Below are 22,088 nucleotides of genomic sequence, written 5' to 3' on the forward strand. Positions count from 1 at the left end.
ATGTCCCGTTCCGAAACCCTGTTTGCCAATGCCCAGAAACACATCCCCGGCGGTGTGAACTCCCCCGTGCGTGCGTTCAAGAGCGTGGGCGGCACCCCGCTGTTCTTCAAGCACGCCGAAGGTGCCTACGTCACCGACGAAGATGACAAGCGCTACGTCGATTACGTGGGTTCGTGGGGCCCGATGATCCTCGGCCACAGCCACCCCGACGTGCTCGACGCCGTGCGCCAGCAGTTGCAACACGGTTTGTCCTACGGCGCGCCGACCGCCATGGAAACCGAGATGGCGGACCTGGTCTGCTCCATCGTGCCGTCGATGGAGATGGTGCGCATGGTCAGCTCCGGCACCGAAGCCACCATGAGCGCGATCCGCCTGGCCCGTGGTTTCACTGGCCGCGACAGCATCATCAAGTTCGAGGGCTGCTACCACGGCCACTCCGACAGCCTGCTGGTCAAGGCCGGCTCGGGCGCACTGACTCAGGGCGTGCCGAGTTCGGCGGGTGTACCGGCGGCGTTTGCCAAACACACCCTGACCCTGCCGTTCAACGACATCGGCGCGGTCGAGCAGATGCTCAGCGAAGTCGGCCAGGAAGTGGCATGCATCATCGTCGAGCCGGTCGCCGGCAACATGAACTGCGTGCCGCCGGCGCCGGGCTTTCTCGAAGGCCTGCGCGAACAGTGCGACAAGCATGGCGTGGTACTGATTTTCGACGAAGTGATGACCGGTTTCCGCGTGGCCCTCGGCGGCGCCCAGGCCCATTACGGCGTCACGCCGGACCTGAGCACGTTCGGCAAGATCATCGGCGGCGGCATGCCGGTGGGCTGCTTTGGCGGCAAGCGCGCCATCATGCAGCACATCGCGCCGCTGGGCCCGGTGTACCAGGCCGGTACGCTGTCGGGTAACCCGCTGGCCATGGCCGCCGGCCTGACCACCCTGCGCCTGATCAGCCGCCCGGGCTTCCACGCCGAGTTGACCGACTACACCACCCGCCTGCTCGACGGCCTGCAGGTGCGCGCCGATGCCGCTGGCATTCCGTTCGTCACCACCCAGGCCGGCGGCATGTTCGGCCTGTATTTCAGCGGCGCCGACGATATCGTCACCTTTGATGACGTCATGGGCAGCGACGCCGATCTGTTCAAGCGCTTCTTCCACCTGATGCTGGAAGGTGGCGTGTACCTGGCGCCGAGTGCCTTCGAAGCGGGCTTCACTTCGATTGCCCACGGTGACGCGGAATTGAAACTCACCCTGGATGCTGCCGAACGCGCTTTCGCCGCCCTGAAATAAACCCGCACAGCCGTCTGACGTTGCTGACAGTGGCGTCAGATTGCTACTTTGCCTACAGAGATTTCTTACTTTTTTCGAGATTTAACCTGCAATCCGGCAGATAACTTGCCCAAGCAGCAGAAAAACGAGTAAAGACTTTGTAAGCAGAGGCCTGCTTATTTCATAATGCGCGCTTATTGGATCCCACGAGGGTCCGCGCGCCCCGTCAGAGGTAAGTCGATTCCCATGAAACGCACCGGCCGCACCCTGGTTCTGGGCTGCCTGTTGCTCCTTCAGCCGCTGCTGGCACATGCCCAGGCAGGCGGCAACTCGTTGTTAATTCCAGCGATGGGTCGTTGCACCCTCAATACCCAGCCGGACGGCCAGGCCGAAGCCCTGAGCGCGTGCCAAAAACAGGCTGATGACGGGGACGCGCAAGCGCAATACGAGTTGGGCGAGTTCTACCACGACAGCAAAAACCCCGCCATGGACCTCAACAAAGCCTTGAGCTATTTCGAGAAAGCCTCGTTGCAAGGCCATGCCCAGGCGCAGTTTCAGCTCGGCAACATGTTCTTCAAGGGTGAAGGCGTGCCGGCCAATAACATTCAGGCGTATATCGTGCTGAAGATGGCCGCGGTCAACGGCGCCGAAGATGCGCTGGATACCGCCGACGAGGTGGCCGAACACATGCAGCGCGATGAGCTGGAAGTGGCGACCCAGGTACTGGGGCAGATTTTCCGCAATTATTTGCAGGAATTGCAGAGTGCCGATGGGCGTTCGCCGTTTTCACCGCTGCCCTGATTTTTGCTGAACCCTTCTACCGCTATCGCAGGCAAGCCCCGGTCTTGAGCCCTACTTCTCAGGCATCGGCATCGGAAACGGCATCACATTGCTCACGCCCCGCGCCTCGCTGATCTTCGGCGTACCCAGGCGCTCGACTTCATCGATGCGCACAATCGAATGCATCGGCACAAAACTGCGCACCACGCCTTCGAACTGAGCCTTGAGCTTTTCTTCGCCCGGGTCGACGACCAGCTGCGTGCGCTCGCCAAAGACGAACTCTTCCACCTCCAGGAAGCCCCACAGATCACTTTGATAGATCTGCTTGGCGTACATTTCGAACACCTGGCCCTGGTTGAGGAAAATCACCTTGTAGATTGGAGCTTCACGTTTGGTCATGGTGGGCGAGCAACACATCGCGGATATAAAAGAGGGCGCGAACTATAGCATGGCACCCGATGCACAACGCTAGGAACCAATGGGCATGCCCCCTATAATGCGCGGTTCTTTACCACCAGTTGACGATTCCCATGGCCAAGAAGCTCTATATCGAAACCCACGGTTGCCAGATGAACGAGTACGACAGCTCGCGCATGGTCGACCTGCTGGGCGAACACCAGGCCCTGGAAGTCACCGCCCGCGCCGAAGATGCCGACGTGATCCTGCTCAATACCTGCTCGATCCGCGAACGGGCCCAGGACCGTGTGTACTCGCAGCTGGGCCGCTGGCGTGAACTGAAACTGGCCAACCCGGACATGGTGATCGCCGTCGGCGGCTGCGTGGCCAGCCAGGAAGGCGCAGCAATCCGCGACCGCGCGCCCTATGTCGACGTGGTATTCGGCCCGCAGACCCTGCACCGCCTGCCGGAAATGATCGACGCCGCGCGCATTACCAAGCTGCCGCAGGTGGACGTGTCGTTCCCCGAGATCGAAAAATTCGACCACCTGCCCGAGCCACGCATTGATGGGCCGAGCGCCTATGTGTCGGTCATGGAAGGCTGCAGTAAATACTGCACCTTCTGCGTGGTGCCCTACACCCGGGGTGAAGAAGTCAGCCGGCCATTTGACGACGTGCTGGCGGAAATCATCCACCTGGCGGAAAACGGCGTGCGTGAAGTGACCCTGCTGGGCCAGAACGTCAACGGCTATCGCGGCCACACCCATGACGGGCGCCTGGCCGACCTTGCCGAGTTGATCCGCGTCGTGGCGGCGGTGGATGGCATTGAGCGCATTCGCTACACCACCTCGCACCCGCTGGAGTTTTCCGACAGCTTGATCCAGGCCCACGCCGAAGTGCCGGAACTGGTCAAGCACCTGCACTTGCCAGTGCAATCGGGCTCGGACCGCATCCTGTCGGCGATGAAACGCAACCACACCGCCCTGGAATACAAATCCAAACTGCGCAAACTACGCGCAGCGGTGCCGGGCATCTGCATCAGCTCGGACTTTATCGTGGGCTTTCCCGGCGAAACCGAAAAAGACTTCCAGCAGACCATGAAGCTGATCGAGGACGTGGGGTTCGATTTCTCCTACTCGTTCGTCTACAGCCAGCGCCCCGGCACCCCGGCCGCCGACCTGCTGGACGAAACACCGGAAGCGCTGAAAAAGGAACGGCTGAATGCGCTGCAGCATCGACTTAACCAGCAGGGTTTCGAGATCAGCCGACAAATGGTCGGCTCCACCCAGCGGATTCTGGTCACCGATTACTCGAAAAAAGACCCGGGCGAATTGCAGGGCCGTACCGAGAACAACCGGATCGTCAACTTCCGTTGCGACAACCCGATGTTGATCGGCCAGTTCGCCGATGTGCACATTGATGCGGCGCAGCCGCACTCGCTGCGCGGGTCGCTGATTCAATAAATAGTCAGATCACCGCGGCTCAAAATGTGGGAGGGGGCTTGCCCCCGATGGCGGTTCATCAGTATCAAATGTACTGACTGACACTCAGCCATCGGGGGCAAGCCCCTCCCACATTTGAACCGTGCAACACTCCGACGACGTAAGTGCTTTCGCACACCAGTCACTGGCGTTATTCTCTATTTCACTTTCACAGCCAAAGGGCGGCTAAAAGCGACCTTGAACGCACCTACAGTAGAACCCCATCGTTTTATCCTCGAGCCGTTTGAGGCTCGCCGCTTCGCCAATCTGTGCGGACAGTTCGACGAGCACCTGCGCCTGATCGAACAACGACTGAGCATCGAGATCCGCAACCGCGGCAATCAGTTCGAGCTCATTGGTGAACCCCAGCACACCAGCTCGGCAGAAAATCTGCTGCGCAGGCTCTACCGCGAGACCAAAGGCAGCGAGTTGTCGCCGGAAACCGTGCACCTGTACCTGCAGGAGTCGGCGGTGGAAGACCTGGCCAACAATCCCGTGGCCGAAGCCAGCGTGGCCCTGCGTACCAAAAAAGGCATGATTCGCCCGCGCGGCTTGAATCAGCAGAAGTACGTCAAGGAAATCCTCGGCAACGACATCAACTTCGGCATCGGCCCGGCCGGCACCGGCAAGACCTACCTGGCCGTGGCCTGTGCCGTCGATGCCCTGGAGCGCGAGCAAGTGCGCCGCATCCTGCTGGTGCGCCCGGCGGTCGAGGCTGGCGAAAAGCTCGGCTTCCTGCCCGGCGACCTCGCCCAGAAGATCGACCCCTACCTGCGCCCGCTCTACGACGCGCTCTACGAGATGCTTGGCTTCGAATACGTCGCCAAGCTGATCGAACGTCAGGTGATCGAGATCGCCCCGCTCGCCTACATGCGCGGACGCACCCTGAACAACAGCTTCATCATCCTCGACGAAAGCCAGAACACCACCGTCGAGCAGATGAAGATGTTCCTCACCCGTATCGGTTTCGGCTCCACTGCCGTGATCACCGGCGACATCACCCAGGTCGACCTGCCCAAGGGCACCAAATCGGGCCTGGGTCAGGTGATCGAGGTGCTCAAGGACGTGCCCGGTATCAGCTTCACGCATTTCATGCCCAAGGACGTGGTGCGTCACCCGCTGGTGCAGCGCATCGTCGAGGCCTACGAGCGCTTCGAACACCGCGACGACGGCCTGACCCGGGACGTACGCCGCGATGCTTGAGCTCGACCTGCAGCTGGCGACCGACGCGCCCGCCCCCAGCGAAGCGCAATTTCGCACCTGGTGCGCCCTGGCCCTGCGCCAGCGCAGCGCCGACTCGGAATTGACCATCCGCCTGGTGGACGAAGCCGAAGGCCGCGAGCTGAATCACACCTGGCGCCACAAGGACTACGCGACCAACGTGCTGTCCTTCCCCGCCGACGTGCCCGACGAATTGCTGGATATCCCGCTGCTGGGCGACCTGGTGATCTGTGTCGCGGTGGTCGAGCGTGAGGCGCAGGAGCAAGGCAAGGAACTTGAGGCCCACTGGGCCCATCTAGTCATTCATGGCTGCTTGCATCTGTTGGGTTACGACCATATTGACGATGACGAAGCCGAAGAAATGGAAGCACTGGAACGAACGTTGCTTGCAGAATTGGGCCATCCGGACCCGTATGCAGATGACGAAGCTTGAACATCACCTACTAACTGTAACGATAAAGGATTCAGAGTAATCGCTATGAGCGAAGACCGATCGAGCAACGGGCAGAAGTCATGGCTGGGTAAATTGACCCAGGCTTTTGCCCACGAGCCGAAAAACCGCCAGGAGCTGCTGGAGCTGCTGCGCGAGGCCCACCAGAACAAGTTGCTGGACAGCGAAGCGCTGGCCATCGTCGAAGGCGCCATCCAGGTGGCTGACCTGCAAGTCCGCGACATCATGGTGCCGCGCTCGCAGATGATCAGCATCAAAGCGACCCAGACCCCACGGGAGTTCCTCCCGGCCGTGATCGACTCGGCGCACTCGCGCTACCCGGTGATCGGTGAAAGCCATGACGACGTCATGGGTGTCCTGCTGGCCAAGGACCTGTTGCCGCTGATCCTCAAGGAGAACGGCGACAACTTCAATATCAAGGACCTGCTGCGCCCGGCCACCTTCGTGCCTGAATCCAAGCGCCTGAATGTGCTGCTGCGCGAGTTTCGCGCCAACCACAATCACATGGCCATTGTGATCGACGAATACGGCGGCGTAGCAGGCCTAGTAACCATCGAAGACGTGCTCGAACAGATCGTCGGCGACATCGAAGACGAACACGACGTCGAAGAAGACAGCTACATCAAGCCGCTGCCCAGCGGTGACTTCCTGGTCAAGGCGCTGACGCCTATCGAGAACTTCAACGAGTTTTTTGACAGCGAATTCTCCGACGATGAATTCGATACCGTTGGCGGCCTGGTGATGAGTGCATTCGGGCACCTGCCCAAGCGTAACGAAACCACCGAGATTGGCGCCTATCGTTTCCGCATCCTGAATGCCGACAGCCGCCGCATCCACTTGATCCGCCTGACACCCATTGCCCGCTAAGGACTGACATGCGCCGTCTCACCGCACCCGGCTGGCCCGGTAACCTGCTGGCCGTGGTGGCCGGCGCCATCACCACCCTGTCGCTGGCGCCATTCGACATCTGGCCGCTGGCGCTGGTGGCGGTCGGCCTGTTCTACGTCGGGCTGCGGGAACTGACGCCTCGTCAGGCTCTGGGCCGTGGCTGGTGTTTCGGCTTCGGCCTGTTCGGCGCCGGCACCAGCTGGATCTACTACAGCATCCATCACTTCGGCGGCGCTTCGATGCTGCTGGCGGGTTTGCTGATGCTGCTGTTCACCGCCGCAATCGCCTGGTTCTTCGCCCTGCCCGCCTGGCTGTGGGCGCGCTGGCTGCGCCGCAATGAAGCGCCGCTGGCGGACGCGCTGACCTTTGCCGCATTGTGGGTCGGCCAGGAAGCGTTTCGTGGCTGGTTCCTCACCGGTTTCCCATGGCTGTACTCCGGCTACAGCCAACTGGACGGCCCGCTCACCGGCCTGGCGCCCATGGGCGGGATGTGGCTGATTTCGTTCGCGCTGGCGCTGACGGCGGCGCTGTTGTGCAACCTGCCACGTCTGCTGGCGACCAGGCGCAACGCCTTTATTGGCGCAGGCCTGGCGTTGCTGGTCGCGCCGTGGGCAATCGGCCTGGCCCTCAAGCATCACGCCTGGACCACGCCCTCCGGCGCACCGCTGAGCGTGGCCGCGATCCAGGGCAACATCGAACAAAGCATGAAGTGGGACCCGCAACAGCTGACGGCCCAGCTCGCGCTGTACCGCGACATGAGTTTGAGTTCCAGGCCGGTTGACCTGCTGGTATGGCCGGAAACGGCGGTGCCGGTGCTCAAGGAATCCGTTGAAGGTTACCTGTCCATGATGGGCAAGTTTGCCGCCGACCGGCACACCGCGCTGATCACCGGGGTACCGATCCGCCAGGAGGTACGTCACGAAAAGCGCTATTTCAATGGCATCACCGTGGTGGGCGAAGGCGACGGCACTTATCTGAAGCAGAAGCTGGTGCCCTTCGGTGAGTACGTGCCGTTGCAGGACATGTTGCGCGGGCTGATTGCCTTCTTTGACCTGCCGATGTCGGACTTCGCCCGTGGCCCGGCCGACCAGCCTCTATTGCAGGTCAAGGGCTACCAGATTGCGCCGTTCATTTGCTACGAAGTGGTGTACCCGGAATTTGCCGCCGGCCTGTCGGCCCGCAGCGACTTGCTGCTGACCATCAGCAATGACACCTGGTTTGGTCGTTCCATCGGCCCGCTGCAGCACCTGCAAATGGCGCAGATGCGTGCCCTGGAGGCAGGTCGCTGGATGATCCGCGCCACCAACAACGGCGTTACCGCGCTGATCAACCCGTTCGGGCAGATCACCGTGCAGATTCCGCAGTTCGAGCGCGGTATTCTCTACGGCGAAGTGGTGCCGATGCACCAGCTCACGCCCTATCTGCAATGGCGCTCGTGGCCGTTGATCATTGTGTGCCTGATGCTGTTTGGCTGGGCGCTGCTGGCAGGCCGAATGTCCAAAACCGTCTAGCCGCCCCACCCAAAACCAATGTGGGAGGGAGCAAGCCCCCTCCCACATTCAGATCGGTGGTGTTACTTGTAAAACAGCCGATACCCCACCTGCCCCACTGCCTCATTCAACAAATACCCGCTCTGCCATATCGACTTGAACTCCGGCATCCAGCCACCCAGCGGCCGCGCATTGTCCACGCCGAGAAAACCCACCGGCGCCGGCAACACGGTAAAACCGGCCTTTTCAAAGCTCCACACCGAGCGCGGCATGTGCCAGGCCTGCGTCACCACCACCACCCGCTTGATACCTTCAGGCAACAGGATCGCGGCGCTCATCTGTGCGTTTTCCCAGGTGGTTCGGCTGCGTTCCTCCTTCCAGCGCACCGTGACGCCAAAATCATCCTGCATTGAAACGGCCATCAGCTCAGCCTCGCTGGGCGGCGTGTCGTAGTGCAGGCCACCGGTGGTCAGCACAGACAGGCCGGATGCCTTGGCCAATCGCGCGGCATAACGCTGGCGCTCCAGGCCGATACCGGTAGGCTGGTCCGAACCCCACGCAGGGTCACCGCGTTCGCGGCCCGAGCCCAATATCACAATGGCATCTGCGCGTTGAGCCAGAGAGGACCAGTCCTCACGGGCCAAAGGTGGCACGGTCTCCAGCGCCCGTGCGCTCCACTCCACCACCACCGGCAGGCTCATCAACCACAGCCCGCCCAACCCCAGGGCAAAGCAGCAGCCGGCCAGGCGCGGGCGTGTGCGTCGCAACCACCAGCCAAGCGCCAGCAGCAGCAAGAGAATGCCGGGCGGCAGCAACAGTTGTTTGATGAAATAGCGAATAGGCATCGAGCATCTCCATGGATGCCCGAAGCCTAAGGTGTATCAGGGTTCAGTGCCAAGCTTTACACGGGGGCGTGCATCACTTGAACCGTTCGGCCCGATGGTGTGCCGGACCGCGCCCGCGCGCTGCATCCTTGAGCCACACCACCTTTGCCGATTGTGTCGGCGCGCTCGGTGGCGGGGAAGCCACACTGCCAGGCGTCGAGCGTTCGTTTTTTTCCAGGTAAGCCTTGATCAGTTCCAGCTCTGCGCGGCTCAAGCCACGCAGCTCCAGCTCGACGGGGCGTTCATCACGCAATCGACCCGCGGTGCTGGCGGCATCCAACGCACGACCCAAGCGGTCGATCAATCCTTGGTAGACATCCGGTTTGGTTAACATTCGCTGCGATTTGACCATCCCCTCACCTCATTGAAGATAAGACTCGCTCCCCACTCAACAGCGTAGACCCGGTAGCCAGGCCTGCCTGACGCCGCGACAGACGGCCCGGCCTGCGCAATCAGGGTTTCCCTCGATAGAGTGGGGTCATGTATGCTACGGCGCTTCCTGTAACTCCACTTCCCGCAGGGTTTGGGCACGGACGCGCCGCGCATCGGTGTCGCTCAGCCTTAACGCTGCACCGAAGAGGATTAGGCCACCCCTATTCAGTTCAAAAGTAGCCATGCACGAACATTACCAGCCCCGTGAAATAGAAAATGCCGCACAAACCTTCTGGGACGCGCAAAAGTCCTTTGAAGTCAGCGAACAGCCAGGCAAGGAGACTTACTACTGCCTGTCGATGTTCCCTTACCCCAGCGGCAAGCTACATATGGGGCACGTGCGTAACTACACCATCGGCGACGTGATCTCGCGCTACCAGCGCATGCTCGGCAAGAACGTCCTGCAACCCATGGGTTGGGACGCCTTCGGCATGCCGGCGGAAAACGCCGCGATGAAGAACAACGTGGCGCCCGCCAAGTGGACCTACGAAAACATCGCCTACATGAAGACCCAGCTGCGCAGCCTGGGCCTGGCGGTGGACTGGTCCCGCGAAGTGACCACCTGCAAGCCGGACTATTACCGCTGGGAACAATGGCTGTTCACCCGCCTGTTCGAAAAAGGCGTGATCTACCGCAAGAACGGCACCGTGAACTGGGACCCGGTCGACCAGACCGTCCTGGCCAACGAGCAGGTGATCGACGGTCGCGGCTGGCGTTCCGGCGCGGTCATCGAAAAGCGCCAGATCCCGATGTACTACTTCAAGATCACCGCCTACGCCGATGAGCTGCTGTCGAGCCTCGACGATCTGCCGGGCTGGCCTGAACAGGTCAAGACCATGCAGCGCAACTGGATCGGCAAATCCAAGGGCATGGAAGTGCAGTTCCCGTACAACGTCGATTCCATCGGTGAAGCGGGCGCACTGAAAGTCTTCACCACCCGTCCAGACACTTTGATGGGCGCGACCTACGTCGCCGTGGCCGCTGAACACCCGCTGGCCACCCAGGCCGCCGAGAATAACCCCGAGCTGCAAGCGTTCATCGCCGAATGCAAAGGCGGCAGCGTGGCCGAAGCCGACGTTGCCACCCAGGAGAAAAAAGGCCTGCCGACCGGGCTGTTCGTCGAGCATCCGCTGACCGGCGAAAAACTGCCGGTGTGGGTCGCCAACTATGTGCTGATGCACTACGGCGATGGCGCTGTAATGGCAGTGCCAGCGCACGACGAGCGTGATTTCGAATTCGCCACCAAGTACAACCTGCCGATCAAGTCAGTAGTGCGTACCAGCTCCGGCGATACCAACCCGGCCCCGTGGCAAGACGCCTATGGCGAACACGGCACCCTGATCAACTCCGGCGAGTTTGATGGCCTGGACTTCGCCGGCGCCTTCGACGCCATCGAAGTAGCGCTGATCAAGAAAAACCTCGGTGCCTCGCGTACCCAGTTCCGCCTGCGCGACTGGGGCATCAGCCGCCAGCGCTACTGGGGCTGCCCGATCCCGATCATCCACTGCGACACCTGCGGCGACGTGCCGGTACCGGAAGACCAGTTGCCGGTCGTGCTGCCTGAAGACGTGGTACCCGATGGTGCTGGGTCGCCGCTGGCCCGCATGCCCGAGTTCTACGAGTGCGCCTGCCCCAAATGCGGCGCGCCGGCCAAGCGTGAAACCGACACCATGGACACCTTCGTCGAGTCCTCGTGGTACTACGCCCGTTACGCGTCGCCGCACTATGAAGGCGGACTGGTGGAAAAATCCGCAGCCGACCATTGGTTGCCGGTGGACCAGTACATCGGCGGTATCGAACACGCCATCCTGCACCTGCTCTACGCGCGCTTCTTCCACAAGCTGATGCGTGACGAAGGCCTGGTGAGTTCCGATGAGCCGTTCAAGAACCTGCTCACCCAGGGCATGGTGATCGCCGAGACCTATTATCGCCGCGAAGCCAATGGCGCCTACACCTGGTTCAACCCGGCGGACGTGGAGCTCGAGCGCGACAGCAAGGCCAAGGTGATCAGCGCCAAACTGAAATCCGACGGCCTGCCGGTGGAAATCGGCGGCACCGAGAAAATGGCCAAGTCCAAGAACAACGGCGTCGACCCGCAGTCGATGATCGACCAGTTCGGCGCCGACACCTGCCGCCTGTTCATGATGTTCGCATCGCCACCGGACATGAGCGCTGAATGGTCCGACTCCGGCGTCGAAGGCTCGCACCGCTTCCTCAAGCGCGTCTGGCGCCTGGCCCACGCCCATGTCAGCCAGGGCCTGCCCGGCAAACTGGACCTGGCCGCGCTGAGCGACGAGCAGAAAGCCATTCGCCGCAGCACCCACCTGGCCATCAAGCAAGCCGGTCAGGATGTGGGCCAGAACCACAAGTTCAACACCGCCATCGCCCAGGTGATGACGCTGATGAACGTGTTGGAAAAAGCCCCGCAAGCCACCGAGCAGGATCGCGCGCTGATTCAGGAGGGCCTGGAAACGGTTACCCTGTTGCTCGCCCCGATCACACCGCACATCAGCCATGAGTTGTGGAGCCGGTTGGGCCACAGCGAGGCAGTCATCGATGCGCGCTGGCCGGTGCAGGATGACAGCGCGCTGGTGCAGGACACGTTGCAACTGGTCATCCAGGTCAACGGCAAACTGCGCGGGCAGATCGACATGCCCGCCAGTGCCAGCCGCGAAGAGGTTGAAGCGGCGGCGCGGGTCAACGAGAACGTGCTGCGCTTTACCGAAGGCCTGACGATCCGCAAAGTGATCGTGGTGCCGGGCAAACTGGTCAATATCGTCGCCAGCTAAATCGGATCGGGCGCAAGGCTTGAGCCTTGCGCCGAACTAAACCTTCAGGGCCTCGATAAGGCCCGCCTGGTTTCAAGGGGAGCAACAAAAATGATCAAACGCAATTTGCTGGTGATGGGCCTTGCCGTGCTGCTGAGCGCATGCGGCTTCCAGTTGCGCGGCACCGGCACCAATGAACTGGCGATCAAGGAATGGGACGTGAGCGCCCGCAACGCCTACGGCGAAACCGTGACGCAATTGCGTCAGGTCCTGGAAAGCAGCGGCGTGCACATCTACACCGGCGCGCCCTACAAGCTGTTCCTGGCCGACGAGCAAGACACCCAGCGCAACCTGAGCTACGCCAGCGCCGGCCGTGCCTCGGACATCGAGCTGAGCACCGAGCTGACCTTCGAAATCCAGGGCCGTGACAAGCTGCCATTGATGGGTGACAAGATCCAGGTACAGAAGGTCGTCAGCCACGACGGCAATAACCTGGTAGGTTCTGACTCGCAAATCATTCAGGTGCGCAAGGAAATGCGGCGTGATCTGGTCCAGCGCATGGTCCTGCGCCTGTCGCTGCTGACCCCGCAACAACTTGAGACATTGCAGCAACGCGCTGACGACAAGGCCAAGGCTGACGCCGATGCCTTGAAAGCTGCGCAAGAGTACGAAAACAACACGCCGAAACAATCGCCTGTTGAAGTCCCTGTCGAGTAAGCCAGACGGGGCGTCCCAGGCGCCCCGTTCACCCTGCCTATGAAACTCGCCCCCGCCCAACTCGCCAAACACCTGCAAGGTGGCCTTGCGCCTGTGTACATCGTCAGTGGCGATGACCCGCTTCTGTGCCAGGAGGCGGCGGACGCCATTCGCAGCGCCGCACGTCAGCAAGGTTTCGACGAACGCCAGGTGTTCAGCGCCGACGCCAGTTTCGACTGGGGTACGTTGCTGCAAGCCGGCGCCAGCATGTCGCTGTTTGCCGAAAAGCGCCTGCTGGAACTGCGCCTGCCCTCGGGCAAGCCCGGTGACAAGGGCGCGGCGGCGTTAATGGAATACTGCGCACGGCCGGCCGAGGATACGGTCCTGCTGATCAGCCTGCCCAAGCTTGACGGCAGTGCGCAGAAAACCAAATGGGGCAAGGCGCTGGTGGAAGGCGCGCAGACGCAGTTCATCCAGATCTGGCCGGTGGACAGCAACCAGTTGCCGCAGTGGATTCGTCAACGCCTGTCCCAATCGGGCCTGTCGGCGACGCAAGACGCTGTGGAGCTGATCGCAGCACGGGTCGAGGGCAACCTGCTGGCCGCCGCCCAGGAGATCGAAAAGCTCAAGTTGATGGCTGAAGACGGACAGATCACCGTCGAAACCGTGCAAGGTGCGGTGGCCGACAGTGCGCGCTTTGACGTGTTCGGGCTGGTGGACGCTATCCTCAACGGTGAGCCGGCCCATGCCCTGCGCATGCTCGAAGGCTTGCGCGGCGAAGGGGTGGAGCCGCCGGTGATTCTATGGGCCCTGGCCCGCGAACTGCGGGTACTGGCCAATATCGCCCTGCAATACAGCCAGGGCACGCCACTGGACAAATGCTTCAGCCAGGCCCGCCCACCGGTGTGGGACAAGCGCAAGCCGCTGATGAGCAAAGCCCTGCAACGGCACACGGCGCAACGCTGGGCGCAATTGTTGCTGGAGGCGCAGCGTATCGATGCGCAGATCAAGGGCCAGGCGGCGGGCTCGCCGTGGATGAGCCTGAGTCGTTTGTCGCTGTTGATGGCCGGCCAGCGCCTCACACTGCCCGCCGAATAACCCCCCCCGGCATTTTGATCTGTATTTACAATTCTCAGGCTTTACAGCCCTGACGATTCGGCCGATTATTTGCGCCGTTCCACCCATCCATCGAGAGTACTCATCATGAGCAAAAAGCCATCCAGGAATGGCCCCAACAAGGCCAAATCCATCATCGCCCAGCCACTGTTCCGCAGCCGACAGGAACGCGCCGGCAAGGGCAAAGGCAGCTACCGCCGCGAAGCCTTCCAGTCTGACAGCTGGGAGGCTTCTTACTTTCTGGCTGCCTGAAGGCAAGCGCCCCTCCGGCATGATAAGGTCTGCACTTGATTTGTAACCCCTGGACCTGTGCATGCCCTCTAGTCTTTCCCGTCGTTGGCACCTGCGCCAATTGATTGCTGCCTCCAGCCTTATTCTGCTTGTCGCCTGCGCCGAGAAACCCACCGCCGCCGACGCCCAGCCTCTGCCAAAAATCCAGACCGTGCCGGCCGTCGCGCCCGCCGTGGTTGCACCTTTGGCAGTAGACAATCTTGATATCCAGCCCACCCAGACCTTTGCCGAATGGCAAGCCGGGTTTCGCGTGGACGCGCTGAAAGCCGGGATCACACCCGCCGTCTTCGATAATGCGTTCGCCAACGTAACCCCCGACATGGCGGTGATTCGCGCCGATCGCAGCCAGCCGGAGTTTTCCCGCCCGGTGTGGGAGTACCTCGACGGTGCCCTGTCGGCGGTGCGCGTGCGCAATGGCCAGGCGCTGCTGATCAAGTATGCCGATATCCTGCAGAGCATCGAGCAACGCTATGGCGTCGACCGCCAGGCGCTGGTCTCGGTGTGGGGCATGGAGAGTAACTTCGGCGCGTTCCAGGGCAATAACTCGGTCATCCGCTCTCTAGCCACCCTGGCCTATGAGGGTCGCCGCCCTGGCTTTGCCCAGGCGCAATTGCTTGCCGCGCTGCAGATCATCCAGCATGGAGATATCCAGGCAGACCAGATGAAAGGCTCCTGGGCCGGCGCCATGGGCCAGACCCAATTTATCCCGACCACCTACAACACCCACGCCGTGGACTTCGATGGCGACGGCCGCCGCGATATCTGGAACAGCCCGGCCGACGCCCTCGCCTCTACGGCGCATTACCTGCAAAGCTCCGGCTGGCAGAAAGGCCAGCCGTGGGGCTTCGAGGTGAAACAACTACCGACCAACTTTGATTACGCCCTGGCCGACGGCAGTGTGCGCAAGAGCGTGGCCGAATGGCTGAAACTCGGCATTCAGCTGCCACCGGGGGCAAGCATGCCGCCCAACGTCGACCAACTGTCCGCCGCCCTGCTGCTGCCGGCCGGTTACCGTGGCCCGGCATTCCTGGTGCTGGATAACTTCCGCGCGATCCTCAAGTACAACAACTCCTCTTCCTACGCATTGGCGGTTGGCCTGTTGTCGGAGCGGTTTGGTGGCGGGGGTATGATTCGTGGAGACTGGCCCAAGGATGAATTGCCACTGAGCCGTTCCCAGCGCATCGACCTGCAGGCAGCACTGACCGCCAAGGGCTATGACGCGGGCAACCCGGACGGGATTATAGGCGCGAACACGCGCAAGGCGATTCGTGCGGCGCAGCAGGCATTGGGCTGGCCGGCGGATGGGTATGCGACGGTGAAGTTGCTGGAGTCTCTGCAGAACCGCTAGATTCGCTTATGGCGACTACCGTCATCGGGAGCAAGCCCCCTCCCACCTTTGAACTGTGAATACATTCAAAGTGTGGGCGCTGGCTTGCCTGCGATGAAGGCCTCACAGGTGACGACTATTTAAAGACCACATCCTGCTCCAGCACCACCCGCTGCTCCCCCGCATCCAGGCGAACCACTGCGCCCAGCGGCAACGTCAGGTTGGGATCGCAGTGCCCGCTGCGCCAGCCGGCCAGTACCGGAATGCCCAGCGGTTCGAAAGTCTGCTTTAACAGCCGCGCCAACGCCATGCTGTCCACCCCTGCCACATCCCCCACCAATACACCGGCCACCTGCGCCAGCTTGCCGACCAGGCGCAAGTGTGTCAGCAGGCGGTCGATGCGGTAGATCGGCTCGTTGATGTCCTCGATAAACAGGATGATGCCTTGCGCGTCGATTTCAAACGGCGTGCCCATCACTGCGGCGATCATCGACAGGTTTCCACCCTGCAAGCGCCCACGGGCGATGCCCGGCTCAAGGGTGGTCAGCGGGAAGGCCACCGGGTGCGCCAACTCGCTGCCAGTGCCCAGTTGGCCACGCAACAGGCTGAACAACGAGGACTCGGTGGGTGGCTGCTTGTCGCCCAGCAGATCGGCATTGAGCATCGGCCCGTGGAAGGTCACAAAGCCCGCATACCGGTTGATCGCCAGGTGCAAGGCGGTGATGTCGCTGTAGCCGACAAAGGGTTTGGGATTGGCGCGCAGCAGGCCGAAATCCAGGCTGTCGAGCAGACGCGGCGTACCGTAGCCGCCACGCAGGCAGAAGATGGCATCGATATCGGGATCAGCGAATGCGGCATGGAGGTCGGCGAGGCGGGTTTTATCACTGCCGGCGAGGTAGCCGTCGCGTTCATACACACCAGGGTAGATGCGCAGGTCGTAGCCACGATTGCGCATCCATTGTTCGGCCTTTTCGACGTCCAGCGCGGCGGGGCCGGCCGGGGCGATCAGGGCGATGGTGCCTTCGGGGCGCAATGCGGGTACGGCGGCGTTCATCCATGTTCTCCATGCAAAAAGTGGGAGGGGGCTTGCTCCCGATGGCGGTGTGACAGTCAATACATCAGGTGACTGAAACACCGCTATCGGGAGCAAGCCCCTCCCACATCGGCCCTTCCTGCAGCTCGGGCCTGCGGTGTTACTCAGCGCTCTAGGCGGAAACCAGGCTGGCCTTGACCAGTTTGGCCTGCTCGTCGGCGTGGTACGACGAACGTACCAACGGGCCCGACGCCACGTTCTTGAAGCCCATCTTGTAGCCTTCCTCGGCGAACCAGGCGAAGACGTCCGGGTGCACGAAACGCTGCACCGGCAAGTGGCTGCGCGACGGTTGCAGGTATTGGCCGAGGGTCAGCATATCGATGTCATGTTCGCGCATGCGCTTCATGACTTCGATCACTTCTTCGTCGGTTTCGCCCAGGCCCAGCATCAGGCCGGATTTGGTCGGGATGTGCGGCATCATCTGCTTGAATTTCTGCAGCAGGGTCAGCGACCACTGGTAGTCCGAACCCGGACGCGCGGCCTTGTACAGGCGCGGCACGGTTTCCAGGTTGTGGTTGAACACATCCGGCGGCTCGGCAGCGGTGATTTCCAGTGCCACGTCCATGCGGCCACGGTAGTCCGGTACCAGGGTTTCGAGCATCACGTTCGGCGACAGCTTGCGGATTTCGCGGATGCAGTCGGCAAAGTGCTGGGCACCGCCGTCACGCAGGTCGTCGCGGTCCACAGAGGTGATCACCACATATTTGAGTTTGAGGTCGGCGATGGCAATGGCCAGGCTTTGCGGCTCATTCACGTCCAGCGGCTTCGGACGGCCATGGCCGACGTCGCAGAACGGGCAGCGACGGGTGCAGATGTCACCCATGATCATGAAGGTGGCGGTGCCGCCGGAGAAGCACTCGCCCAGGTTCGGGCAGGACGCTTCTTCGCACACGCTGTGCAGCTTGTGTTTGCGCAGCAGGGCCTTGATACGGTCGACTTCCGGCGAAACCGGGATGCGCACGCGAATCCAGTCGGGTTTCTTCGGCAGTTCGGTGGTGGGAATGATCTTGACCGGGATGCGTGCAACCTTCTCGGCGCCACGCAGCTTGACGCCGGCTTCCACCTTGGCACGCGGGGCCGGGGCCGGACGCTCGGTGATATCCAGCGTCGGGATCATGGTTTGCACTGCATCAGTAGTCATAATCAGTCGATTCCGCCCGTGAGGGTCGTCTGCTCAGCATAGTCGAGGTGTTTGACGAGCTGCGCGCGCAGCCGGGCACTTACCTCGGCAAATTTAATCGGTGTGGCGTGTTCGCTCAGTTGCGTCATCGCAAGCCCCGCATAACCACAGGGGTTGATGCGACGAAATGGCGCCAGGTCCATGTCCACATTCAGGGCCAGACCATGAAAGGAACAGCCATGGCGAATGCGCAACCCCAGCGAGGCGATTTTCGCGCCGTCCACGTACACGCCGGGTGCATCGGGCTTGGCTGCGGCGCTCACGCCATAACTGGCCAGCAGCTCGATCAGGCACGCCTCCATGCGGCTCACCAGGTCGCGCACGCCAAACCCCAGCTTGCGCACATCCAGCAGCAGGTAAGCCACCAGTTGGCCGGGACCATGGTAAGTCACTTGGCCACCTCGGTCGACCTGCACCACTGGAATATCACCCGGCACCAGCAGGTGCTCGGCTTTGCCGGCCTGGCCCTGGGTGAACACCTGCGGATGCTCCACCAGCCATATTTCATCCGGGGCCGAGGTGCCGCGCTCGTTGGTGAAGCGCTGCATGGCATGCCACACGGGCTCATAGGCCATCTGGCCAAGCTCGCGAAAGCCCAGGACTGCGGGCATCACAACACCATGTGCACGAAGCCGGTGGCCCGCAGTTCACTGTTGATGTCGTAGAGCTGTTCCTGACCGGTCGCAACGATGTGCAACTGAATCGTGGTGTATTTACCGTTGGTGCTCGAACGCTCGTCCACTCGGTTGTCGTTGATCGTCGCGTGTTTACGCACGATCTCGAGGATCTTGTCCTTGTTGCCTGCACCGGTATCGCTGATCACCTTGACGGGATAGTCCGTCACCGGGAATTCGATCTTTGGCGCCTTTACTTCTTTATCGGTCATGGCAGAACAGCCTCGTAAGCGGTAAGCCGTGGCGACGGGCAAAGCCCCGCGTCGGATCAACGCAGGGCTTTGCAGGTGCACACAATCAGTTGAACAAGCCGTAGAAGAACAGACGGATGCTATCCCACACGCGGCGGAAGATACCACCTTCGTCGACGGCGTCCAGCGCGATCAGGTCGGCGCTGTGCACCACCTTGTCGTCCAGCTTCACTTCGACTTTACCGATCACATCGCCCTTGGCGATAGGCGCAACCAGTTGCGGGTTCATGGTCATGCTGGCAGCCAGCTTCTTCAGTTGGCCTTTAGGCATGGTCAGCGTCAGGTCGTCGGCCAGGCCGGCCTTGACCTGGGAGGTCGCGCCCTTCCACACCGGTGCGGTCGCAAGCTCGGTGCCCTTCTGGTAGAAGGTCTGGGTTTCGAAGAAACGGAAGCCGTAGGTCAGCAGCTTTTGCGTCTCGGCCGCACGGGCCTGCTCGCTGTTGGTACCGAACACTACGGCGATCAGGCGCTGGCCATCACGTACAGCGGACGACACCATGCAGTAACCGGCTTCGTCGGTGTGGCCGGTTTTCAGGCCATCGACGGTCTTGTCACGCCACAGCAACAGGTTGCGGTTGGGCTGTTTGATGTTGTTCCAGAAGAATTCCTTCTGGGAGTAGATCGCATAGTGCACCGGGTCGACGCGGATGATCGCGCGGGCCAGGATCGCCATGTCGTGAGCCGACGAATAGTGCTCAGGGTTCGGCAGGCCGGTCGGGTTCATGAAGTGGCTGTTGGTCATGCCCAGGTCGCCGGCGGTCTTGTTCATCATGTCAGCGAACGCGTCTTCGCTGCCGGCGATGTGTTCGGCCAGGGCCACGCTGGCGTCGTTACCCGACTGGATGATAATGCCATGCAGCAGGTCGCTCACGGTGACTTGCGAGCCAACCTTGATGAACATCCGCGAACCGCCGGTACGCCAGGCGTTTTCGCTGACGGTGACCGGATCGTTCTCGCCGATCTGGCCGCGACGGATTTCCAGGGTCGCGATGTAGGCGGTCATCAGCTTGGTCAGGCTGGCAGGCGGCAGGCGCACGTCACCGCCGTTCTCGACCAGCACGTTGCCGCTGGCGGCATCCATGAGGACCCAGGCCTTGGCGGCCAGTTGCGGGGAAGCCGGCACCATTTCAACCGCCCAGGCGGCCGGGGTGATGATCAGCGAGATAAGCAGGCACGTGCGTTTGGCTAAGGTGGTGATGTTCATCCGTCTCTCGAAATTGCGTATGGAAACTTGCCCTCGCGGGCAAAACTTATTCAGACAGCCCGTTGCCAGACTGTCGCGTGTTCGATTGCCCGCTCACCCCTTGCCCCTGGGTTTTTGTTGTTCAACGAGCCAGCAACCAGGGTTCGAGCCCCGCAGGAGCCTGAACCTTCAATCGGGATTATTCGGCGGTGACCAGCTTGGGCTGCCCCAGGTTGGCCAGGCGTACGCTGTTCTGCACCTTCGCGACCTCGCTCGGCGAGCCGATCGGGCCCATGCGTACACGGTGCAGGGTCTGCTGGTTACGCACGATGGAGCTGATGAATACCGGTGCGTTGACCATGCCGCTGAGCTTGGACCTTAACAGTTCTGCCGCATCCGGGTTGGCGAAAGCGCCCACCTGCAGGAATTGCCCGCCGGCCATGGACGCGCCCGGTGCGGCATGGGGCACGACCACGGTGTCCGGGGCGTGCTGCGCAGGCGGTGGTGTCCATTGTTCGATCTTGCCGGTGGAGGCGGTCACTTGCGGCTGCACGGTGCGCGGCTCGTTGAGCATCAACGGCGCCGGCTTGCCACGCTGGGCCCAGTATTGGGCCGGGTCGATGCCTTCGACCTTGACCCGCGCAGTGCCGGTTTCGGCATAGCCGAGTTTCTTCGCGGCGGCGTAGGACAGGTCGATGATGCGGTCGGAATAGAACGGCCCACGGTCGTTGACCCGCAGGATCACCGTGCGGTTGTTGTCCAGGTTGGTCACCCGCACATAGCTGGGCAGCGGCAATGTCTTGTGGGCCGCGCTCATGCCGTACAGGTCATAGACCTCGCCATTGGCGGTGTTCTGACCGTGGAACTTGGTGCCGTACCAGGACGCCGTGCCCGACTGGACGTAGGTTTTGGAGTCCTGCAGCGGGAAGTAATTCTTGCCCAGCACGGTGTAGGGGTTGGCCTTGTAGGGACCGGTGTGCAGGGTCGGCGTGGCATCCGGGATCTTCGACACATCCACGTCCCACCAAGGCGCGCCGTCTTTGTGTGCGCGATTGATGTCCAGGCCCGGCTGGGCGCGCACAATCGCGCCACCGGCCTTGGGCAAGGGCCCACGGCTGGTGGGGGTGGACGTGGAACAACTGACAACCAGCAAGGACAACGCGGCAAACGCCACCAGCTTGAGCGGTTTATGGAACGGCGATGCCCGCATTACTTGGTGCCCCGTGCTTGGACCAGCATGTCTGACAGCTGATGCACGGCCATGGCGTACATCACACTGCGGTTATAACGCGTGATTGCGTAAAAATTCTGCAGGCCCATCCAGTATTCAGGACCCTTTTCGCCTTCAAGGCGGAACGCCGTTACCGGCAGATCATCGCCGGGCGCATTCTGACTCGACCAGCCCAGCGCCCGCAACTCCCCAACGGTCTTGACCGGTTCGATGCCTTGAGTCAAACCTTCGTCGGCGCGTTCGCCGCTGACGTCGGCGCGCAACACCACGGGTTCGCCGGCCACCCAGCCATGGCGCTTGAAGTAGCTGGCCACACTGCCGATGGCGTCGTCCGGGTTGCTCCAGATATTGATGTGGCCATCGCCGTCAAAATCCACCGCATAGGCGCGAAAGCTGCTCGGCATGAATTGCGGCAGGCCCATGGCACCGGCGTAGGAACCCTTGAGGGTCAGCGGGTCGACCTGCTCTTCGCGGGCCAGCAGCAGAAATTCGCGCAGCTCCTTGCGGAAGAAGTCGGCGCGCGGCGGGTAATCGAAGCCCAGGGTCGACAAGGCATCGATCACCCGATAATTGCCGGTATTGCGCCCGTAGAAGGTTTCGATGCCGATGATCGAGACAATCACTTGGGCTGGCACGCCGTACTCCTGCTCGGCACGAGCCAGTACCGCCTCGTGCTGACGCCAGAAGTCCACGCCCCTGGCCACGCGGGCATCGGTGAGGAACATCGGGCGATATTCCTTCCACTGCTTCACGCGTTCGGCCGGGCGCGAGATGGCGTCGAGGATCGCCTGCTTCTTCTGCGCCTCCCGGAACACGCCCATCAGCTGTTCACCGGCGAAACCGTAGTCGCGGGTCATTTCGCCGACAAATTCGGCGACCTGGGGAGAGCCATCGTAGTCACCGGCCTGCGTCTCCTGCGATGCACCGAGCAGCCCGATCAGGCCCATCCAGGATGCATGCCGAGTCGCCCAGCCGCGCATTACTTGCATTGA

Annotated in this window: 22 protein-coding genes; 12 read left to right on the plus strand and 10 right to left on the minus strand. The window is 61.8% G+C overall.

Annotated features, from left to right (window positions below; all coding sequences use genetic code 11):
• Nucleotides 1–1,284, plus strand: coding sequence for a glutamate-1-semialdehyde 2,1-aminomutase (hemL, locus tag VRB54_RS20740; protein ID WP_015373025.1), 1,284 nt, complete (start codon nt 1–3; stop codon nt 1,282–1,284).
• A gap of 225 nt (nt 1,285–1,509) precedes the next feature.
• Nucleotides 1,510–2,064, plus strand: coding sequence for a tetratricopeptide repeat protein (locus VRB54_RS20745; protein WP_338478590.1), 555 nt, complete (start codon nt 1,510–1,512; stop codon nt 2,062–2,064).
• Between the two features lie 51 nt (nt 2,065–2,115).
• Here VRB54_RS20745 and VRB54_RS20750 read toward each other — a convergent pair whose 3' ends face one another.
• Nucleotides 2,116–2,442 (minus strand): DUF1820 family protein, encoded by a 327-nt coding sequence (locus VRB54_RS20750; protein ID WP_003236992.1) that lies wholly within the window; start codon nt 2,440–2,442, stop codon nt 2,116–2,118.
• Between the two features lie 131 nt (nt 2,443–2,573).
• On the opposite strand from VRB54_RS20750, the gene miaB reads away from it, so the two are divergent.
• The 5 genes from miaB to lnt all read left to right on the plus strand — a co-directional run bounded on the left by miaB (nt 2,574) and on the right by lnt (nt 7,991).
• Nucleotides 2,574–3,902: a tRNA (N6-isopentenyl adenosine(37)-C2)-methylthiotransferase MiaB gene (miaB, locus tag VRB54_RS20755; RefSeq protein WP_209985149.1), complete on the plus strand. Its 1,329-nt coding sequence runs from the start codon at nt 2,574–2,576 to the stop codon at nt 3,900–3,902.
• A 216-nt stretch (nt 3,903–4,118) separates the two neighbouring features.
• Nucleotides 4,119–5,123, plus strand: a complete 1,005-nt coding sequence (locus tag VRB54_RS20760; protein ID WP_338478591.1) for a PhoH family protein — start codon at nt 4,119–4,121, stop codon at nt 5,121–5,123.
• The gene (gene ybeY, locus VRB54_RS20765; RefSeq protein ID WP_209985154.1) at nt 5,116–5,574 is read left to right on the plus strand and encodes an rRNA maturation RNase YbeY; all 459 of its coding nucleotides are present in this window, start codon (nt 5,116–5,118) and stop codon (nt 5,572–5,574) included. Before VRB54_RS20760 ends, ybeY begins: the two co-directional genes overlap by 8 nt.
• A 45-nt stretch (nt 5,575–5,619) precedes the next feature.
• Nucleotides 5,620–6,459, plus strand: coding sequence for an HlyC/CorC family transporter (locus VRB54_RS20770; protein ID WP_015373027.1), 840 nt, complete (start codon nt 5,620–5,622; stop codon nt 6,457–6,459).
• Nucleotides 6,460–6,467: 8 nt separating this feature from the next.
• A complete protein-coding gene (lnt, locus tag VRB54_RS20775) occupies nt 6,468–7,991 on the plus strand; it encodes an apolipoprotein N-acyltransferase (protein ID WP_338478592.1) in 1,524 nt (507 codons plus the stop codon).
• 62 nt (nt 7,992–8,053) lie between these two features.
• Here lnt and VRB54_RS20780 read toward each other — a convergent pair whose 3' ends face one another.
• Both VRB54_RS20780 and VRB54_RS20785 read right to left on the minus strand, forming a co-directional pair.
• Nucleotides 8,054–8,815 carry a YdcF family protein gene (locus tag VRB54_RS20780; protein WP_338478593.1) on the minus strand — a complete coding sequence of 254 codons (762 nt, stop codon included), beginning with the start codon at nt 8,813–8,815 and terminating at the stop codon, nt 8,054–8,056.
• A 73-nt stretch (nt 8,816–8,888) separates the two neighbouring features.
• Complete coding sequence (locus VRB54_RS20785; protein WP_338478594.1) at nt 8,889–9,206, minus strand: hypothetical protein; 318 nt, start codon at nt 9,204–9,206, stop codon at nt 8,889–8,891.
• 262 nt (nt 9,207–9,468) lie between these two features.
• Here VRB54_RS20785 and leuS point away from each other — a divergent pair, with 262 nt between their 5' ends.
• The 5 genes from leuS to VRB54_RS20810 all read left to right on the plus strand — a co-directional run bounded on the left by leuS (nt 9,469) and on the right by VRB54_RS20810 (nt 15,505).
• Complete coding sequence (gene leuS, locus VRB54_RS20790) at nt 9,469–12,075, plus strand: leucine--tRNA ligase (RefSeq protein ID WP_338478595.1); 2,607 nt, start codon at nt 9,469–9,471, stop codon at nt 12,073–12,075.
• A gap of 90 nt (nt 12,076–12,165) precedes the next feature.
• Nucleotides 12,166–12,771, plus strand: a complete 606-nt coding sequence (lptE, locus tag VRB54_RS20795) for an LPS assembly lipoprotein LptE (protein WP_338478596.1) — start codon at nt 12,166–12,168, stop codon at nt 12,769–12,771.
• Nucleotides 12,772–12,810: 39 nt separating this feature from the next.
• The gene (gene holA, locus VRB54_RS20800) at nt 12,811–13,848 is read left to right on the plus strand and encodes a DNA polymerase III subunit delta (protein WP_003237014.1); all 1,038 of its coding nucleotides are present in this window, start codon (nt 12,811–12,813) and stop codon (nt 13,846–13,848) included.
• Between the two features lie 105 nt (nt 13,849–13,953).
• A complete protein-coding gene (gene arfA, locus VRB54_RS20805; protein WP_231422566.1) occupies nt 13,954–14,118 on the plus strand; it encodes an alternative ribosome rescue factor ArfA in 165 nt (54 codons plus the stop codon).
• Between the two features lie 61 nt (nt 14,119–14,179).
• Nucleotides 14,180–15,505: a lytic murein transglycosylase gene (locus tag VRB54_RS20810; RefSeq protein ID WP_338478597.1), complete on the plus strand. Its 1,326-nt coding sequence runs from the start codon at nt 14,180–14,182 to the stop codon at nt 15,503–15,505.
• A 115-nt stretch (nt 15,506–15,620) separates the two neighbouring features.
• On the opposite strand, the gene VRB54_RS20815 is transcribed toward VRB54_RS20810, so the two are convergent.
• The 7 genes from VRB54_RS20815 to mltB form a co-directional block, all read right to left on the minus strand.
• Nucleotides 15,621–16,538: an LD-carboxypeptidase gene (locus VRB54_RS20815; RefSeq protein WP_338478598.1), complete on the minus strand. Its 918-nt coding sequence runs from the start codon at nt 16,536–16,538 to the stop codon at nt 15,621–15,623.
• Between the two features lie 151 nt (nt 16,539–16,689).
• Nucleotides 16,690–17,694: a lipoyl synthase gene (gene lipA, locus VRB54_RS20820; protein WP_338481139.1), complete on the minus strand. Its 1,005-nt coding sequence runs from the start codon at nt 17,692–17,694 to the stop codon at nt 16,690–16,692.
• Between the two features lie 26 nt (nt 17,695–17,720).
• Nucleotides 17,721–18,368, minus strand: a complete 648-nt coding sequence (lipB, locus tag VRB54_RS20825; RefSeq protein WP_338478599.1) for a lipoyl(octanoyl) transferase LipB — start codon at nt 18,366–18,368, stop codon at nt 17,721–17,723.
• Entirely contained in the window at nt 18,368–18,643 is a 276-nt protein-coding gene (locus tag VRB54_RS20830) for a DUF493 domain-containing protein (RefSeq protein WP_003237028.1), read from the minus strand. Before VRB54_RS20830 ends, lipB begins: the two co-directional genes overlap by 1 nt.
• An 85-nt stretch (nt 18,644–18,728) precedes the next feature.
• The gene (locus VRB54_RS20835) at nt 18,729–19,886 is read right to left on the minus strand and encodes a D-alanyl-D-alanine carboxypeptidase family protein (protein ID WP_003237030.1); all 1,158 of its coding nucleotides are present in this window, start codon (nt 19,884–19,886) and stop codon (nt 18,729–18,731) included.
• Nucleotides 19,887–20,064: 178 nt separating this feature from the next.
• Complete coding sequence (locus tag VRB54_RS20840; RefSeq protein WP_338478600.1) at nt 20,065–21,075, minus strand: septal ring lytic transglycosylase RlpA family protein; 1,011 nt, start codon at nt 21,073–21,075, stop codon at nt 20,065–20,067.
• Nucleotides 21,075–22,085 (minus strand): lytic murein transglycosylase B, encoded by a 1,011-nt coding sequence (gene mltB, locus VRB54_RS20845; protein WP_338478601.1) that lies wholly within the window; start codon nt 22,083–22,085, stop codon nt 21,075–21,077. The genes VRB54_RS20840 and mltB overlap by 1 nt, the downstream gene beginning before the upstream one ends.
• Nucleotides 22,086–22,088 lie beyond the last annotated feature (3 nt).

The sequence above is a fragment of the Pseudomonas trivialis genome (assembly GCF_036864995.1).
Classification (GTDB): Bacteria; Pseudomonadota; Gammaproteobacteria; order Pseudomonadales; family Pseudomonadaceae; genus Aquipseudomonas; species Aquipseudomonas trivialis.